Below are 16,878 nucleotides of genomic sequence, written 5' to 3' on the forward strand. Positions count from 1 at the left end.
GGGCAGAAGCGGTGAGAGGGAACGGGCTGGGGAAGGCCCGTTGCTGGATGAAGGTAGAGAGCGGCCGCCGTCCCGTCACCGTACGAAGCGTACGAACCCCGTTCCCGTGCGAGCCGTTCGGCTGTACGTTCCGCACATGCGCCGTCAGGACACCCCGCCGCCCGTCCTCACACCCGAGCTGGCCCAGGAGATCGCCTGCGACATCGGGCGCATCACCGGGTTCAACGTCCTCATCACCGACCGTTCCGCCGTCGTCATCGGCTGCGGCGACCGCGAACGCCTCGGCACGGTCCACGAGGCGTCGTACGAAGTGCTGCGCACCCGCAAGGCGGCCACGCACACGGCGCGCCAGGCACGGGAGTTGACGGGAGTGCGGCCCGGCATGAGCCTGCCGGTCATCGTCGGCGCGGAGGTCGTCGGCACGGTGTGCCTGACCGGCGAGCCGGACGAGGTCCGGCGGTTCGGGCTCGTCGTCCAGCGCCAGACCGAGATCCTCCTCACCGAGTCGCAGCTGCTGCGGTCCCGGATGCTGCACGAACGCGCCGTCGACGACCACCTGCGGGACATCACCCTGTACGACCCGGAGGCCATGGACGCAGACACGGTCGAGGGGCGAGCCCGCGAACTGGGCCTCGACCCGTCACTGCCGCGCACGGCCGTCCTCCTCGACGTGCCCCTGGGAGCCTCGGACGGCATGACCGTCTCGCGCATGTCGCTGCTGCGGACGGTGCGGGAGGTCGTCGCGGGCGGTCAGGACGTGGCCGGCGAACTCACGGCGGGCCGGTACCTGGTGCTGCACGCGGCGGACGGCCGGCGCACCCCGCTCACCGCCCGCTGCGAGGTGCTCATCGACCTCATCGGCGAACGGCACGGACTCGCGGCCCGCGCGGCCGTGGCTGAGTCCGGCTCCGGCGTCGCCGGTATGCACGCCTCGTACCAGGACGCGGCGGCGACCCTGCGCATCGGGCCCGTCCTCGAACCCGACTCCCGGGTCTTCGCCGCGCACGACCTGCGCGTACCGCATCTGGTCGTGTCCGCCGTGCGCCACGAGCGGGCCCGCTACGCCGACGCGCTCCTCTGCGAGCTGCGGACCCGCCCGGACTGGCCCGACGCGCGGGCGACGCTGATCGCGTGGGCGGAGTGCGGATTCCACCTGGTCAGGACGGCGGACCGGCTACGGGTCCACCGCAACACGCTCGTGCACCGGCTGACCCGCCTGACGGAGGTCTCGGGCCATGACCTCCGTCAGCCCAAGACGGCGATGGCCCTGTACCTGGCGTGCCTGGCGGATCTGCTGACCCCGGACGATTCCCCCGGCTCACGCTGACCCGGAGTCCCCCGCAACGGACGAGGTTCCCGGCGTGGCGATGAGTCCGCGGGTATCCGCCGGTCTATCCCTTGACGGAGACAACCGGCGGAGACGGGTGACGGCGACGGAGCCGCCGACCGGACCGACCCACTCATCGGGAGTAAGCCATGGGACTCGTCCACATCGAGCTGTTCGCGACCCTCGACCTCGTCGGCCAGGCGCCCGGCGGCCCCGACGAGGACCCGGAGGGGTTCCCGTACGGCGGCTGGCAGGCACCCCTCATCGACGAGGTCGCGGGGGACCAGGTGCTCTCCGCGTACGAAGGCACGGACGCCCTCCTGCTCGGCCGGCGGACGTACGACCTCTTCGCCGCGTACTGGCCCCACCAGAACGGCGGTCAGGACAACAAGATCGCCACTCTCTTCAACAGCATCCCCAAATACGTGGCCTCGCGCGGCAAGCCCGACCTGTCGTGGGCCGACTCCACACAGCTGGGCCCGAACCTGGCCGAGGCGGTGCGCGAGATCCGCGACCGGCACCAGCACATCAAGGTCGTCGGGAGCCTGGACCTCGTACAGAGCCTCCTGCGCGAGAAGCTCTTCGACCGGCTCGACCTCTGGGTGCACCCGATCGTCCTCGGCGTCGGCAAGAAGGTGTTCGACGGCGGTGAGGTGCCCGCCAACGTCAAGCTCCTCGAACCCCCGGCGTCCACCCCGAAGGGCGTCGTGTTCCTGCGCTACGGTCTCGCCGACGGCACACCGGCCACGGGTGACATGGGTGCGCCGAACCGCGGTGTGTGAGACACGAGTTGATCGCGGGGCGTGAGACACCAGGAGATCGCGGTGTGTGAGACACCAGTAGAGGGAGCCGCCCATGAATACCGCACGTGACCTGCTGCTCATCTCCTTGGACAGGGAACACGGTGTCCCCGCCGACCAAGGTGCCCTGTCGCTCGCGCTCGCCGGTGCGGAGCTCATCGACCTCATGAGCGTGGAAGCCCTCACCCTCACCGGCGAGCGCATCGTGCCGGGGCTCGCGCCCGCGCAGGGCGACGACATGTTGCGCAAGGCCGTGTCGTCGCTGGTGCGTGAGGCGCCGTACGAGCTGGTGGACGACTGGCTGTGGCGCCGGGGGAGCGGTCTGGCCGCGGAGTACGTGACCGTGCTGCAAGGCGAGGGCCTGCTCGCCCGCAAGCCGCACCGCCTGATGCCCAGCCCGCCCGAGACGGTCGACTCGGCGGCGCGCCAGGTCGCGGCAGCCCGCTGGGCGGACGGTGAGCCGGTCCTCCTGGCCCTGGCCGCGGCTCTGCGGCGAGGAGAGGAGCCGACGGTCGACGCCTCGGGTCTGCCGGACCCGGTGGTGGCCGTGCTGGCGGCGGTCGGCGGCGCGGAACTGGAACTGGAGGCGGAGCGGCAGCGCAGGTCCATCGAGGACGCCGCGTTCGACAACATCTGGCGGGGTGCGTGAGCCGCCGGGTGCGACCGGCGACAACCGTCCGACGATCTACGCTTCACGAGGCATCGGAGACGACGACCCCAGGAGCGCGCACCGTGAACAACCCCGCACCCACCCACCCGTACCCCGACAGCACCACCCCCGACCAGGCCCCCGACCCGCACCCGCTGCTCGCGCCCGTGCTCGGCTTTCTGGGCACGTGGCGGGGGAGCGGGGAGGGCGGATATCCCACGCTCGACGGGGACTTCAGCTACGCGCAGGAAGTCACCTTCAGCCACGACGGCCGGCCCTTCCTGCGGTACGACGCCCGCGCCTGGCTGCTCGACGCCGACGGCGCCCCGCTGCGGCCGTCGGCCCGCGAGAGCGGCTGGTGGCGGCTCCAGCCCGACGGGCGCGTGGAGTCGCTGATCACGCAGCCGACCGGCATCGCGGAGATCGCCGTCGGCAGCGCGGACGGCACCACCGTCGACCTCACCACCGACCAGGTGGCACTCGCCCCCACCGCCAAGGAGGTCCGCGCCACGCGCCGCCGCTACACGCTGACCGACGACGGCACGCTGACGTTCACCCACGACCTCGAAGCCGTCGGAATGCCGCTCCAGCACCACCTCTCGGCACGCCTGCGGCGCGAGGGCTAGCCACCACCACGTGGGCCGGGTGCGGCAACGCGGGTCGCTGACAAAAGAATTGAAGAAAGTGGCCACCCAGCAGTTACCCAGAAGTAACCACGCCTGCTTTGATGTGCGGTGCCTCGTACCTCACCGCACCCCCACACGAAACGGGAGGCCACGTGTCCCGCGTTGCCCGCCGCACGACCGGTTCCGCGACAGCCGTCGCCCTGGCAGCAGTGTCCGCCGTCCTGACCGCCCCGAACGCGTCGGCGGCCACCACCGCCGAGCCGCCCAAGCTCAAGGTGCTGACCTACAACACCTTCCTGATGAGCACGAACCTGTACCCCAACTGGGGCCAGGCGCACCGGGCGGCGGCCATCCCGGCCGCGCCGTTCTTCCAGGGCAACGACGTCGTCGTGCTCCAGGAGGCGTTCGACAACACGACGTCCGACGCCTTGAAGCGCACCGCGGCGGCCCAGTACCCGTACCAGACCCCCGTCGTGGGCCGGTCCAAGGACGGCTGGGACGCCACCGGCGGCTCCTACTCCACGACGACACCCGAGGACGGCGGTGTGACGCTGCTCAGCAAGTGGCCGATCGTCCGCAAGGAGCAGTTCGTCTACAAGGACGCGTGCGGCTCCGACTGGTACTCCAACAAGGGCTTCGTGTACGCCGTCCTGGACGTGAACGGCACGAAGGTGCACATCGTCGGCACGCACACCCAGTCAACCGACTCCGGCTGCGGGGCGGGTGAGGCGGTCAAGGACCGCAGCCTCCAGTTCAAGGCCATCAAGTCCTTCCTCGATGCCAAGCACATCCCGGCGGGTGAGGAAGTCATGCTGGCGGGCGACCTGAACGTGGACTCGCGCAGCTCCGAGTACGCGTCCATGCTCTCCGACGCCGGGCTCGTCGGCGCGGACTCGCGCACCGGCCACCCGTACTCGTTCGACACCCAGTTGAACTCGATCGCCCTCGACCGCTACCCGGGCGAGCCCCGCCAGGACCTGGACTACGTCCTGCACGCCCAGGGCCACGCGCGCCCGAGCGGCTGGAACAACAACGTGGTCAAGGAGTCCACCGCCCCCTGGACGGTGAGCAGTTGGGGCAAGAGCTACACGTACACCAACCTCTCCGACCACTACCCGCTCCAGGCCGGCCGGTGACCCGATAGCACGCGCGGGGCCCGTCGGTGTGGGCGCGGTGGATCACTCCGTCGCGCCCACCAGCACCACCTCCAGGGTGCGCGGGCCGTGCACGCCCTCGACCCGGTCCAGCTCGATGTCGCTCGTGGCGGACGGGCCCGAGATCCACGTCAGGGGGCGGGTGGGGTCGAGTCGTTCCAGGGCCTGAGGCACGGACGAGACGACCTGGTCGGGGACCTGGACGACGCAGATGTGGTGGTCGGGGATGAGGGTGATACGGCGACGGCCCTGGTCCGGGCTGCCGTCGAGCACGATCGTGCCGGTCTCGGCGATGGCGACGGCGCAACCGGTGACCACGCTCGCCACCTCGTCGAGCTCGTGCGGGGTGCTCTCGGCATGGTCCTGCACCATGCCCGCCTCCGGCACCCATGCGGCTGGCAGCCCGGGCGGTACGACCACGGACTCCGACCCGTGTTCGGCGAGCAACCTCCCGATCAGCTGCGGGAGTTCGGCCTCGACCGGGCAGCGATGCACGATCGCCCGGTAGTCCGCCAGGTTCTCCGCCAGAAGGTCCACGGTCTGCGCGGTCGTGCGCGAGCCGTGCTCGCGCAGATAGCCACGGTCCACCGCCTGCTCGTACGCGTCCGGCGCCGCCGGTGTGCCGAGCGCCCGCCGCACCCGGCCCAGGATCAGGTCTCTGCTGCTCACTTCTCCGTGTCCTTCCCGCCGTTCGTCCGCTGCCACCAGTCCCTGAACGGTTCCGCCGGTACCGCAGGCAGATCCCGCGTCGCGCTCCACGCCCGGCCGGGCCCGGGCAGCGTACGGGGATGGAAGCGGCGGGTGCGTGAGGCGAGGCGCTGGCCCGCGCCGAGCGCGCCCGGGTGTGTGAACGCCCAGCGCGCCGCCCGCATCGCCGCCCGCTCCGCCGCGTGCCCCTTCGCCGGTTTCAGGACGACCTTGTTGCCCCGCAGGGTGGCCGGACCGCCCTGCACCACCCGCTCACGCAGGTGCACCAGGACTTCCGGGATGTCGATGGCGACCGGACACACCTCGTAACAGGCGCCGCACAGCGACGACGCGTAGGGGAGAGACGCGTCGATCTCGCTTGCCGTGCCCCGGAGTTGGGGGCTCAGGATCGCGCCGATCGGGCCCGGGTACACGGAGCCGTACGCGTGGCCGCCCGCACGCTCGTAGACCGGGCACACGTTGAGGCAGGCCGAGCAGCGGATGCAGCGCAGGGCCTGGCGGCCGACCTCGTCGGCGAGGGTGTCGGTGCGGCCGTTGTCGAGGAGGACGAGGTGGAAGGCGCGGGGCCCGTCCTCGTCCGTGATGCCGGTCCAGGTCGACGTGTACGGGTTCATGCGCTCGGCCGTCGACGAGCGGGGGAGTGTCTGCAGGAACACTTCCAGGTCGCGCCACGTCGGCACGATCTTCTCGATGCCGACGACCGAGATCAGGGTCTCGGGGAGGGTCAGGCACATGCGGCCGTTGCCCTCCGACTCGACGACCACGAGCGTGCCCGTCTCGGCGACCATGAAGTTCGCGCCGGAGATGCCGACCTTGGCGCGCAGGAACTTCTCGCGCAGGTGCAGTCGCGCGGCCTCCGCGAGCTCGGCCGGGGTGTCGGTGAGTCCTTCGGGGGCCGGGCGGCCCCAACTGCCCATCTCCTTCTGGAAGATGTCGCGGATCTCGCCCCGGTTGCGGTGGATCGCGGGGACCAGGATGTGGGAGGGGCGGTCGTGGCCGAGCTGCACGATGAGTTCGGCGAGGTCGGTCTCGTAGGCCGCGATCCCGGCCTCTTCGAGCGCCTCGTTGAGACCGATCTCCTGCGTCGCCATGGACTTGACCTTGACGACCTCCGACTCTCCCGTCTCCTGGACGAGCCGCGTCACGATCCGGTTGGCCTCGTCCGCGTCGGCCGCCCAGTGCACGACACCACCGGCGGCGGTGACGGACTCCTCCAACTGGACGAGATACGTGTCGAGATGACGGAGCGTGTGGTCCTTGATCTGCTTCCCGGCCTCACGCAGGAGCGCCCAGTCGTCGAGTTCCGTGACCGCCTTGGCGCGCTTGTCGCGGATGGTGTGGGTGGCGTGCCGGAGGTTGGCGCGCAGGGTCGTGTTGCCCACGGCCTCGCGGGCCGCCGCCGGGAACGCGGGCATACCGACGAACGTACCGCCGCTCATGACAGGGGCTCCTCTTCCGTGCTCGCCAGGATCTCGGCGATGTGGATCGGGCGCATTCCGGTGTGCAGCCGGGACATCGTGCCGCCGAGGTGCATCAGGCAGGAGTTGTCCGCCGCGCACAGGACGTCGGCGCCCGTCGACTCCGCGTTGCGGACCTTGTCCTCGCCCATTGCCGCCGAGACATCGGAGTTCTTCACGGCGAACGTGCCACCGAAGCCGCAGCACTCCTGAGCCCCCGGAAGCTCCTTCAGCTCCAGCCCCTTGACCGCCCGCAGCAGTTGGTAGGGCCGGTCACCGAGCCCCAGGGAACGCAGCCCGTGACACGTCGGGTGGTACGTCACCGTATGCGGGTAGTACGCCCCCACGTCCGTCACTCCGAGCACGTCGACCAGGAACTCAGTGAGTTCGTACGTCTTCGGTACGACCGGCGCGAGCGCGGTCGCGAGCACGTCGCCCCGCCCCTCCGCGCGCGCCCGCTCGCCCATCCGCGGATACAGCTCACGCACCATCGCGCCGCACGACCCCGACGGCGTCACGATCGCGTCGTACTCAGCGAAGACATCGGAGAACTTCCGGGCGAGCGGCTCGGCCTCATGGCGGTAACCCGTGTTGTAGTGCGCCTGCCCGCAACAGGTCTGGCCCATCGGGAAGTCGACGTCGACTCCCAGCCTGGTCAGCAGTTTCACCACCGCACGGCCCGTGTCCGGATAGAGCGTGTCGTTGACACACGTCAGGAACAGTGCGACACGCATCGCGGCTCCTTCGTATCGATCATCGGATGAGTGCAGCGTACGCGGCGGGCGGGCCACAGGGGAGGCACCTGCGTCACGAGCGCCGACGTGTGCTTACCTGAGCGGACATCACACACCGCATTCCGTACGTGCCGAGGAGAGCCGCCTTGTCGACCGTCACCTACCGCCAGCCCGGTGTCGTCCTCACCGACCGCCGCTTCTCCGTGCCGCTCGACCACGACTGCCCCGACGGCGAACGCATCGAGCTGTACGCCCGCGAGGCGGTCGCCACCGGAAAGGAGGACGCGAACCTGCCCTGGCTCCTCTACCTCCAGGGCGGCCCCGGCTTCGGCGCCAACCGCTTCTCCGGCAAGCAGGCCTGGCTCGGCCGCGCCCTCCAGGACCACCGCGTACTCCTCCTGGACCAGCGCGGCACCGGCAGCTCGACGCCCGTCAACCGCCAGACGCTCCCGCTGCGCGGCGGCCCGCGCGAACAGGCCACCTACCTCACGCACTTCCGTGCCGACTCGATCGTCCGCGACTGCGAGGCGATCCGAGGCGAGGTCACCGGCGGCGCCCCCTGGACCGTCCTCGGCCAGAGCTTCGGCGGATTCTGCGCCACCCACTACCTCTCGACCGCGCCCGAAGGCCTCGCCGCCGCCGTCATCACCGGCGGCCTGCCCACCCTCGACGGCCACGCTGACGACGTCTACCGCGCCGCGTACCCGCGCATCGAGCGCAAGGTCGCCGCCCACTACGCCCGCTACCCGCAGGACGTCGAACGCGCCCGCCGCATCGCCGAGTACACCGCCGAGCACAAGCCCGTACTGAACGGCGGCTACCGCCTGACCGCCGAGGCCTTCCAGTCGCTCGGCATCATGCTGGGCGCGAGCGACGGCAGCGACCGCCTGCACTACCTCCTGGAGGACGCCTTCGTCCGCACCCCGGGCGGCTTCGAACTGTCCGACGCCTTCCAGGAAGCCGCGCAGGCCGCCCTCTCGTACGCGTCGCACCCGCTGTACGCGCTCGTGCACGAGGCCATCTACGGGCAGGACGCGCGGCCCACGAACTGGTCGGCCGAACGGGTGCGCGCCGAGTTCCCCCAGTTCGACGCGGCCAAGACCCTCTCTGGCGACGAGCCGCTGCTGTTCACCGGCGAGTCCGTGCACCCCTGGATGTTCGACTGCGACCCCGTCCTGCGCCCGCTGCGCGAGACCGCCGAACTCCTGGCCGCCCACACCGACTGGACCCCGCTGTACGACCCCGAGCGGCTCGCCGCCAATGAGGTACCGACGGCTGCTGCCATCTACCACGACGACATGTACGTCGACACGGCCCACGCACTGCGCACGGCGCGCACCGTCAAGGGCCTGCGCACGTGGGTCACGGACGAGTTCGAGCACGACGGCCTGCGGGCCGGTGGGCCGCGAGTGCTCGACCGGCTCCTCGCGCTGGTCCGGGGCGAGGCCTGAGTCAGGCGACTGGGGGCGACACCCTGGAACGGCGGCCTCCGTCACGGCCGCCGCACTAGGGTGCGCCCATGACCTCCGCCCCTGATCAGCTGCTGCCCATGCCCGAGGACTGGCGGCGCGCACTCGCCGTCGTGGCCCACCCGGACGACCTCGAATACGGCTGCTCGGCCGCGATCGCCGGCTGGACCGACGGCGGACGCGAGATCGCGTATGTCCTCGCGACCCGAGGCGAGGCGGGCATCGACACGATCGACCCCGCCACGTGCGCACCCCTCCGCGAGCGGGAGCAGCTCGCGAGCGCCGCCGTCGTCGGCGTGAACACCGTCGAGTTCCTCGACCACAAGGACGGTGTCATCGAGTACGGGACCGCGCTGCGCCGCGACATCGCCGCCGCGATCCGCAGGCACCGCCCCGAACTCCTCATCACCATCAACCACCGTGACACCTGGGGCGGCGTCGCCTGGAACACCCCCGACCATGTCGCCGTCGGCCGGGCCACCCTCGACGCGGCGGCGGACGCGGGCAACCGGTGGATCTTCCCCGAGCTGGGGGAACAGGGCCTGGAGCCGTGGAACGGGGTGCGCTGGGTCGCCATCGCGGGCTCGTCCTCACCCACGCACGCGGTCGACGCGACGCCCGGACTCGAACGGTCGGTGCGGTCCCTGCTCCAACACCGCACGTACATCGAGGTGTTGACGAACGAGGACCCGGAGATGTACTGCCGGACGTTCCTCACCGGCAACGTCCAGGCGGTCGCGCCGCGCTTCGGCGGTAAGCCCGCCGTCGCGTTCGAGCTCTTCATTCGGTAGGGGCGGTCACCTACTCTGCCTGTTCTGATGATGCGTCAGAAAGGGGCTTTGACGGGTGATCGATACGACGAGCAACGAGCTTCCCGGCGACGGTGACGGTGAGCAGCGGCTTCGGCTCGATGTGGAGGACGGCGGCATCGGTGTCCTCACCTTGTGCCGGCCGGAGAAGCTGAACGCCTGGAGCTGGGAGTCCAGTCGGCAGCTCGGTCTGCTCGCCGACCGGATCCGCTTCGACGACCGGATCAGGGTGGTGCTGTTGCGTGCGGAGGGGCGGTCCTTCTGCGCGGGGATCGATGTGAAGGCGCCCGGGGGTGCGATCAGCGGGCGCAGCGCGTCCGAGCGGGGGCGTAATTACTACGAGGGGATCCGCTGGGTGCATGAGCGGTTCCGTGCGTTCGCCGGGCTGCCGCAGCCCGTCGTCGCCGCCGTGCAGGGGCATTGCCTCGGTTTCGGGTTCGAGCTGGCGCTGATGGCCGATGTGCGGATCGCGGCGGAGGGTGCAAGCTTCGCACTGCCGGAGACGGGGCTCGGGGTCGCGGTCGACGCGGGCGGTGATCTGCGGATCGCTCGGGAGGCGGGGGCGGGGTGGGCGAAGTTCCTGGCGCTGACTGGCCGCCGGATTGATGCTGCGACTGCGTACCGGCTCAATCTGGTTCAACAGGTGGCTGAGGTAGGGGAGTTGGAAGAGGTTGCGCGCGGCGTTGCCGCCGAGATCGCGGGTAACGCGCCGCTCGCAGTGCAGTCCGTCAAGCGGGATATCGACGCCTACGCGGACGCGGGGCTGGGGGAGGCGTTGGACCGGGTGGCGATGAGCGCGGCGCTGACGCTCACGTCGGAGGACATCCGGGAGGGGTACACGGCGAAGGCGGAGCGGCGCGAGCCGCGTTTTGAGGGGAAGTAGTTCGCTCCGGGGCCGGGATTGCGCGTCGGCCCAGCCGCCCCTGGGCCGGGACCACGCGGCAGCCCCGTCGCCCCAGGCTTACGCCTCCGCCCCGAACGGCCCCCGCCCCATCTGCTCCCGCACCGTCACCACGGGCGGGCTCACCAGGCCGCGCCGCTGCCAGTTCGCCCCGTCCACGACGAGTGTGTGGCCGCTGATGAAACGGGCGTAGGGGGAGGCGAGGAAGGTGGCGGCCCAGCCCAGTTCGCGGGGCGCGCCGACGCGGAGGGCGGGCTGCCGGGCGCCGTGCCCACCGCCACCTTCCGCTTGGCCCTCGCGCCGGTCCTCGTCCTCGCCTCGCGCCAGGTTCCCGCGGATGTCCGCCGTCATGTCCTCGTGCGGCATGAGCCCCGGTACGAGACCGTTGACCTGGATCCCGTACGGGCCCCACTCCACGGCCAGCGTCTCCACCAGGTTCTTCACCCCGGCCTTGGCCGCCGAGCTGTGGGCGAAGCCGGGGCCGCCCGTCCACGCGTACGAGGCGCCGACGGCGATCACCGAGCCCGGGGTGCCCGCCGCGAGGTGCCGGCGGCCGAACTCGCGGGTCATGTAGAAGGTCCCGTTCAGGGTGATGTCGACGACGGTGCGCCACGCGTTCGGTGACATGTCCTCCGTGGGCACGGGGAAGTTGGCGGCCGCGTTGTTGACGAGGACGTCGGGGATCCGTCCGTACGTCGACTCGGCCGCGTCGTAGACCTCGGCGATCCGGTCAGGCTCCCGGATGTCGCAGACGGCGGTCGTCACCGTGGCGCCGTCGAGTGTCAGCTTCGCCAGTTCCTCGCGTGCGGGTTCCAGGTGAGCGGCCGAGCGGCTGACGATCATCACGTCCGCGCCGAGCCGCGCGAACTCGGCGGCGACGGCCTTCCCGAGCCCGGTGCCACCCCCGGTGACCAGGACCAGGCTGCCCCGGAACGTGCCCTGCGGCAGAGCGCTCGCGCCGTCCGGAGGTGGAGCGGGCAGGCCTTGTGGGGCGCTCGCGGGGGCGGGTCCGGTCGTGTCCGTCATGCCGTATCGATATCGCGGGAGCGGCGAAAGCTCCAGGCCTGAGACGGGTCTACGGTCATGTGAGCAGGTGGACGTGCGTTCATCCAGCCACCGCGCCCAAACCGACTTGCACCCACCGGGTGACCTCCCCCGAAAAGCGGCCCCACCCTGTTCCCAGAAACCCAAGCGACCGCTTAGTCTGCGATCGAGCCCGGTAAGACGAAGCAGTCCCGTGGAGGCCCCGTATGCAGGCATGGCAAGTGCACCGGAACGGCGAGCCGAGCGAGGTGATGGAGCTCGCCGACGTCGAGCGGCCCGTCCCCGGCGACGGCCAGGTCCTGCTCAGGGTGCGCGCGGCGAACATCAACTTCCCGGACGCGCTGCTGTGCCGGGGCCAGTACCAGGTGCGCCCGCCGCTCCCGTTCACGCCCGGCGTCGAGATCTGCGGCGAGACCGAGGACGGGCGGCGGGTCCTGGCCAACCCCGCGCTCCCGCACGGCGGCTTCGCCGAGTACGCGCTCGCGCCCGAGGCCGCTCTGCTGCCCGCGCCCGACGCTCTCGACGACGCCGAGGCCGCCGCCCTGCACATCGGCTACCAGACCGGCTGGTTCGGCCTGCACCGGCGAGCTCACCTCCAGGCCGGCGAGACGCTCCTCGTCCACGCGGCGGCCGGCGGCGTCGGCAGCGCCGCCGTCCAGCTGGGCAAGGCGGCCGGCGCCACCGTCATCGGCGTGGTCGGCGGCGAGGAGAAGGCGAAGGCCGCCCGCGACCTCGGCTGCGACGTCGTGATCGACCGGCGCACCCAGGACGTCATCGCCGCCGTGAAGGAAGCCACCGGCGGACGCGGCGTGGACGTCGTCTACGACCCGGTCGGCGGCGAGGCCTACACGCAGTCCACGAAGGTCGTCGCGTTCGAGGGCCGGATCATCGTGGTCGGTTTCGCGAGCGGCACGATCCCCAGCCCCTCCCTCAACCACGCCCTGGTCAAGAACTACTCGGTCCTCGGACTGCACTGGGGCCTGTACAACACCAAGGACCCGAAGGCCGTCGCCCACTGCCACGAGCAGCTCACCGAACTCACGACGAGTGGCGCGATCAAGCCGCTGATCAGTGAGCGGGTTCCGCTGGCCGGCGCGGCGGCGGCCGTGCAGCGCGTCGCCGACGGTGTCACCACCGGCCGCGTCGCCGTGGTCCCCGGCCGCGAGGGGGCGTCCGCATGACCGACGCCGCCGAACTCCGTACCCGTACACAGGAGTTGCTGGCCGCCCACCCGCCGGCGACCACGGACCGTGCCGACTTCCTCAAGGCCCGTTTCGACGCCGGGCTCGCCTGGGTGCACTACCCGGAGGGGCTCGGCGGGCTCGGGCTGCCGCGTTCGCTCCAGGCGGTCGTGGACGCCGAACTCGCCGCGGCCGAAGCGCCGGACAACGACCCGCGCCGCATCGGCATCGGCCTCGGTATGGCGGCCCCGACCGTGCTCGGCTTCGGCACCGACGAGCAGAAGCGGCGCTTCCTGCGCCCGCTGTGGGTCGGTGAGGAGGTGTGGTGCCAGCTGTTCAGCGAGCCCGGCGCCGGCTCCGACCTCGCCGCCCTCGGCACCCGCGCCGTACGCGACGAGGCGAGCGGCGACTGGGTCGTCAACGGCCAGAAGGTGTGGACGTCCGGCGCGCACAACGCCCGCTGGGCCATCCTCATCGCCCGCACCGACCCGGACGTGCCCAAGCACCGCGGCATCACCTACTTCATCTGCGACATGACCGACCCCGGCGTCGAGGTGCGGCCGCTGCGCCAGATCACCGGCGAGGCCGAGTTCAACGAGGTGTTCCTCACCGACGTCCGCATCCCCGACGCACACCGCCTCGGCGAGATCGGCGACGGCTGGAAGGTCGCGCAGACCACGCTCATGAACGAGCGCGTGTCGATCGGCGGGGCCCGCATCCCGCGTGAGGGCGGCATGATTGCCTCGCTCGCGAAGACCTGGCGGGAACGCCCGGAGCTGCGCACCCACGACACGCACCAGCGGCTCCTCAAACTGTGGGTCGACGCCGAGGTGGCCCGCCTCACCGGCGAGCGCCTGCGCCAGCAGCTCGTGGCGGGCCACCCCGGCCCCGAGGGCTCCGGCATGAAGCTGAACTTCGCCCGCCTCAACCAGGAGATCAGCGGCCTGGAACTCGAACTCCTCGGCGAGGAAGGCCTGTTGTACGACGACTGGACCATGCGGCGGCCCGCCACCGTCGACTTCCTCGGCCGGGACGCCGGATACCGGTACCTGCGCGCCAAGGGCAACAGCATCGAGGGCGGGACGAGCGAGATCCTGCTCAACATCGTCGCCGAGCGCGTCCTCGGACTGCCCTCCGAGCCGCGCACCGACAAGGACGTCGCCTGGAAGGACCTCGCGCGATGAGCGACCTGCTGTACACGGAGGAGGAAGAGGCGCTGCGGTCCGCCGTCCGTAGCCTCCTCGCCGACCACTGCGACGCCGCGACCGTCGCGGCCCGCGCCGAGACGGACCAGCCGCACGACCGGGCCCTCTGGAAGTCCCTCACTGAAGACATGGGGCTCGCGGGACTGCTCGTCCCCGAAGAGCTCGGGGGACAGGGCGCCAGTCATCGTGAAGTCGCCGTGGTGCTGGAGGAGTTGGGGCGCTCCGTCGCCCCCGTTCCGTATCTGACCAGTGCCGTCATCGCGACCGAGGCGCTGCTGGCCTGCACCGGTGACGAGGTGTCCGCCCTGCTCACCGCGCTCGCCTCGGGCCGTACGGTCGGTGTGCTCACGGCGCCTCTGTCGGCCGCACCCGGCCAGCCCTTCAACGGCGTACGCGCGGACGGCGGCAGGCTCGACGGGCGGGTCACCGGAGTCGCCGACGCCATCGCCGCCGACGTGCTGCTCGTGCCGACGGGCGGCGGCCTGTACGCGGTCGACGCCGGCGCCGACGGTGTCACGGTCGAGCCGCAGACGTCGTTCGACCGTACGCGGCCCGTCGCCACGGTCACCTTCGCCGGGGCACCCGCGCGCGTGCTCACCGGCAACGCCCTGCCGGCCGTCCGCCGCGCGCTGCGAGCCGGCGCAGGCCTGCTCGCCTCCGAGCAACTCGGCGTAGCCGACTGGTGTTTGACGGAGACCGTGCGCTACACGCGTGAGCGCCACCAGTTCAACCGCCCCGTCGGTTCCTTCCAGGCGCTCAAGCACCGGCTCGCGCAGGTCTGGCTGGAGGTCGTTGGAATGCGTGCCGCGGCCCGCAACGCCGCGGCCACCCTCGCGTCCGGGAGCGACGACGCGGACATCGCGGTGGCCGTCGCCCAGTCGTACGCGGGCCCGGCCGCCGTCCACGCGGCGGAGGAGGCGCTTCAGCTGCACGGCGGCATCGGCATGACGTGGGAGCACCCCGTCCACCTCTACCTCAAGCGGGCCAAGGCCGATTCGATCGCGCTGGGGTCGGCCGGAAGACACCGGGAGGAGCTTGCCGAACTGGTCGACCTGCGGGCGCCCTGAGGTAGGGGGCTGCTGTCGACCGAGAGGGAAACCGACCCCACACCCACCCTGACCCCGGGTTTTACCCTCCCTTGACGTCATGGCATTATTGCGACCCATTCGCAATAACACTTGATCTTCAATAGGGGTGGGCATGGTGGGCAGGCCGGCACGAGGTGCGGCTTCGGTGGCGGCGGTCGCCGCGTTGGCGGTGACCGCCGCGGCCTGTTCGGCGCCGGGCGGCGGACCGGACGCCGAGCGGGCCGACGCGAGCGCCGTCGTGGGTATCGCCTACGAACCGGACTCGCTCAGCCCGCTCCTGGGCTACGGCAAGGACGGCAACTCCAAGATCTTCGACGGGCTGCTCACGCACGACGCGGACATGAAGCTCAGGCCGGCGCTCGCCGCCGCCCTGCCGAAGGTGAGCGCCGACGGCCGCACATACACGTACCAGCTGCGTGACGGCGTGGAGTTCAGTGACGGGAAGCCCTTCACGGCCGAGGACGTCGTCTTCACTTACGAGACGATCCTCGACAAGAAGACCAACAACGCCTACAAGACCGAGCTGGACGCGGTCAGGAGCGTCGAGGCCGAGGGGAAGGACACCGTCGTCTTCCACCTCAAGTACCCCTACGCGCCGTTCGCCGAGCGCACCGTCCTGCCCATCGCGCCCGAGCACGTCGCGGGCCAACAGGACGTCAACACAGGGGACTTCACGACGAAGCCCATCGGCACCGGGCCCTACACGCTCGTCAAGTGGTCCAAGGGCGAGAAGCTCACCTTCAAGGCCAACCCCCGCTACTGGGGCGGCCAGCCGAAGATCAAGAACTTCACGATGGCGATCATCAAGGACGACGACGTGCGCGCCACCCGGCTGCGCTCCGGCGACCTCGACGGCGCGATCCTGCCGCCGAACCTCGCCTCGACCTTCAAGGACGACGGCGGCAAGAAGTCGTACGCGGCCAAGACCTTCGACTACCGCCTCGTGACCCTGCCCTCCGGCAACAAGGTCACCGGAGACACCGCCGTCCGGCGCGCTCTCGACATCGGCGTCGACCGCAAGGCCATGGTCGACTCGATCCTGGACGGCGCGGGCAAGGAGGCGTACGGGCCGGTCCCGACCGACAGCCTCTGGTTCGCGAAGGGCACCGAACGCACCCACGACCTCGGCCGGGCCCGGAAGATCCTCGACGACGCGGGCTGGAAGCCCGGCAAGGACGGTATCCGGGTCAAGAACGGCGTCCGCGCCGCCTTCCCGCTCTGGTACCTGACCGGCGACAAGCTCCGCCAGGACCACGCGCTCGCCTACGCCTCCGACGCGAAGAAGCTCGGCATCCGCATCACCGTCGAGTCCGGCACCTGGGAGGTCATCCAGCCTCGGATGCCCAAGGACGCGGTCCTCGCCGGCGGCGGCTCACCGGCCGACCCCGACTTCGACCAGTACACCCTCCTCAAGTCCTCCCTCGCGGGCGACGGGTTCAACAACATGGCCTGGTACGACAACGCGACCGTCGACAAGGCCCTCGAAGCGGCCCGCAGGACCGACGACCGCGCCGAGCGCCGGGCCGCGTACGACACCGTGCAGCGCGAACTCGTGAAGGACCCCGGCTACACCTTCCTCACCCACATCGACCACCTCTACGTCGTCGACGACCGCTTCGGCGACCTCACCACCCAGGTCGAACCGCACGACCACGGCCTCGCCTCCGGCCCCTGGTGGAACGTCGAGGACTGGCAGCGGAACTCGTGACGCGCCGGCTCCCCTGGG

16 protein-coding genes are annotated in these 16,878 nt (G+C 71.0%); 12 read left to right on the forward strand and 4 right to left on the reverse strand.

Annotated elements, in window-relative coordinates:
- Positions 1 to 136 precede the first annotated feature (136 nt).
- The 5 genes from ABZ893_RS06885 to sph all read left to right on the forward strand — a co-directional run bounded on the left by ABZ893_RS06885 (position 137) and on the right by sph (position 4,538).
- Positions 137 to 1,327 (forward strand): sugar diacid recognition domain-containing protein, encoded by a 1,191-nt coding sequence (locus ABZ893_RS06885; protein ID WP_361397963.1) that lies wholly within the window; start codon positions 137 to 139, stop codon positions 1,325 to 1,327.
- Between the two features lie 149 nt (positions 1,328 to 1,476).
- Positions 1,477 to 2,109 (forward strand): dihydrofolate reductase family protein, encoded by a 633-nt coding sequence (locus tag ABZ893_RS06890; protein WP_361397966.1) that lies wholly within the window; start codon positions 1,477 to 1,479, stop codon positions 2,107 to 2,109.
- Between the two features lie 73 nt (positions 2,110 to 2,182).
- Positions 2,183 to 2,776 (forward strand): GPP34 family phosphoprotein, encoded by a 594-nt coding sequence (locus tag ABZ893_RS06895; protein ID WP_361397969.1) that lies wholly within the window; start codon positions 2,183 to 2,185, stop codon positions 2,774 to 2,776.
- Positions 2,777 to 2,859: 83 nt separating this feature from the next.
- Positions 2,860 to 3,402 (forward strand): FABP family protein, encoded by a 543-nt coding sequence (locus ABZ893_RS06900; protein ID WP_361397972.1) that lies wholly within the window; start codon positions 2,860 to 2,862, stop codon positions 3,400 to 3,402.
- A 101-nt stretch (positions 3,403 to 3,503) separates the two neighbouring features.
- Complete coding sequence (gene sph / locus ABZ893_RS06905) at positions 3,504 to 4,538, forward strand: sphingomyelin phosphodiesterase (RefSeq protein ID WP_361397974.1); 1,035 nt, start codon at positions 3,504 to 3,506, stop codon at positions 4,536 to 4,538.
- A gap of 42 nt (positions 4,539 to 4,580) precedes the next feature.
- Here the strand turns inward: sph and ABZ893_RS06910 are convergent, their stop codons facing one another.
- Genes ABZ893_RS06910 through ABZ893_RS06920 form a run of 3 tightly spaced genes read right to left on the reverse strand, consistent with a single transcriptional unit; the run spans position 4,581 to position 7,455 of the window.
- A complete protein-coding gene (locus ABZ893_RS06910) occupies positions 4,581 to 5,225 on the reverse strand; it encodes a lactate utilization protein C (protein WP_361397977.1) in 645 nt (214 codons plus the stop codon).
- Positions 5,222 to 6,703, reverse strand: a complete 1,482-nt coding sequence (locus tag ABZ893_RS06915; protein WP_361397979.1) for a LutB/LldF family L-lactate oxidation iron-sulfur protein — start codon at positions 6,701 to 6,703, stop codon at positions 5,222 to 5,224. Before ABZ893_RS06915 ends, ABZ893_RS06910 begins: the two co-directional genes overlap by 4 nt.
- Entirely contained in the window at positions 6,700 to 7,455 is a 756-nt protein-coding gene (locus tag ABZ893_RS06920) for a (Fe-S)-binding protein (protein WP_361397981.1), read from the reverse strand. The genes ABZ893_RS06915 and ABZ893_RS06920 overlap by 4 nt, the downstream gene beginning before the upstream one ends.
- 146 nt (positions 7,456 to 7,601) lie before the next feature.
- On the opposite strand from ABZ893_RS06920, the gene ABZ893_RS06925 reads away from it, so the two are divergent.
- From ABZ893_RS06925 to ABZ893_RS06935, 3 genes are all read left to right on the forward strand, one after another.
- Entirely contained in the window at positions 7,602 to 8,906 is a 1,305-nt protein-coding gene (locus tag ABZ893_RS06925) for an alpha/beta fold hydrolase (protein ID WP_361397984.1), read from the forward strand.
- Positions 8,907 to 8,974: 68 nt separating this feature from the next.
- Positions 8,975 to 9,715 (forward strand): PIG-L deacetylase family protein, encoded by a 741-nt coding sequence (locus ABZ893_RS06930; RefSeq protein WP_361397987.1) that lies wholly within the window; start codon positions 8,975 to 8,977, stop codon positions 9,713 to 9,715.
- A gap of 55 nt (positions 9,716 to 9,770) precedes the next feature.
- Positions 9,771 to 10,616, forward strand: a complete 846-nt coding sequence (locus ABZ893_RS06935) for an enoyl-CoA hydratase/isomerase family protein (RefSeq protein ID WP_361397990.1) — start codon at positions 9,771 to 9,773, stop codon at positions 10,614 to 10,616.
- A gap of 78 nt (positions 10,617 to 10,694) precedes the next feature.
- On the opposite strand, the gene ABZ893_RS06940 is transcribed toward ABZ893_RS06935, so the two are convergent.
- Positions 10,695 to 11,660, reverse strand: a complete 966-nt coding sequence (locus tag ABZ893_RS06940; protein ID WP_361397994.1) for an SDR family oxidoreductase — start codon at positions 11,658 to 11,660, stop codon at positions 10,695 to 10,697.
- Positions 11,661 to 11,884: 224 nt separating this feature from the next.
- On the opposite strand from ABZ893_RS06940, the gene ABZ893_RS06945 reads away from it, so the two are divergent.
- The 4 genes from ABZ893_RS06945 (at position 11,885) to ABZ893_RS06960 (ending at position 16,860) form a co-directional block, all read left to right on the forward strand.
- On the forward strand, positions 11,885 to 12,859 hold the full coding sequence (locus tag ABZ893_RS06945; RefSeq protein WP_361397998.1) for an NADPH:quinone oxidoreductase family protein: 975 nt from the start codon (positions 11,885 to 11,887) through the stop codon (positions 12,857 to 12,859).
- A complete protein-coding gene (locus ABZ893_RS06950; protein WP_361398001.1) occupies positions 12,856 to 14,043 on the forward strand; it encodes an acyl-CoA dehydrogenase family protein in 1,188 nt (395 codons plus the stop codon). Before ABZ893_RS06945 ends, ABZ893_RS06950 begins: the two co-directional genes overlap by 4 nt.
- On the forward strand, positions 14,040 to 15,131 hold the full coding sequence (locus ABZ893_RS06955) for an acyl-CoA dehydrogenase family protein (protein ID WP_361398004.1): 1,092 nt from the start codon (positions 14,040 to 14,042) through the stop codon (positions 15,129 to 15,131). Before ABZ893_RS06950 ends, ABZ893_RS06955 begins: the two co-directional genes overlap by 4 nt.
- 133 nt (positions 15,132 to 15,264) lie before the next feature.
- Complete coding sequence (locus ABZ893_RS06960; protein ID WP_361398007.1) at positions 15,265 to 16,860, forward strand: ABC transporter substrate-binding protein; 1,596 nt, start codon at positions 15,265 to 15,267, stop codon at positions 16,858 to 16,860.
- The last annotated feature ends 18 nt before the right edge of the window (positions 16,861 to 16,878 follow it).

This window comes from Streptomyces sp. NPDC046821, from assembly GCF_040645335.1.
Classification (GTDB): domain Bacteria; phylum Actinomycetota; class Actinomycetes; order Streptomycetales; family Streptomycetaceae; genus Streptomyces.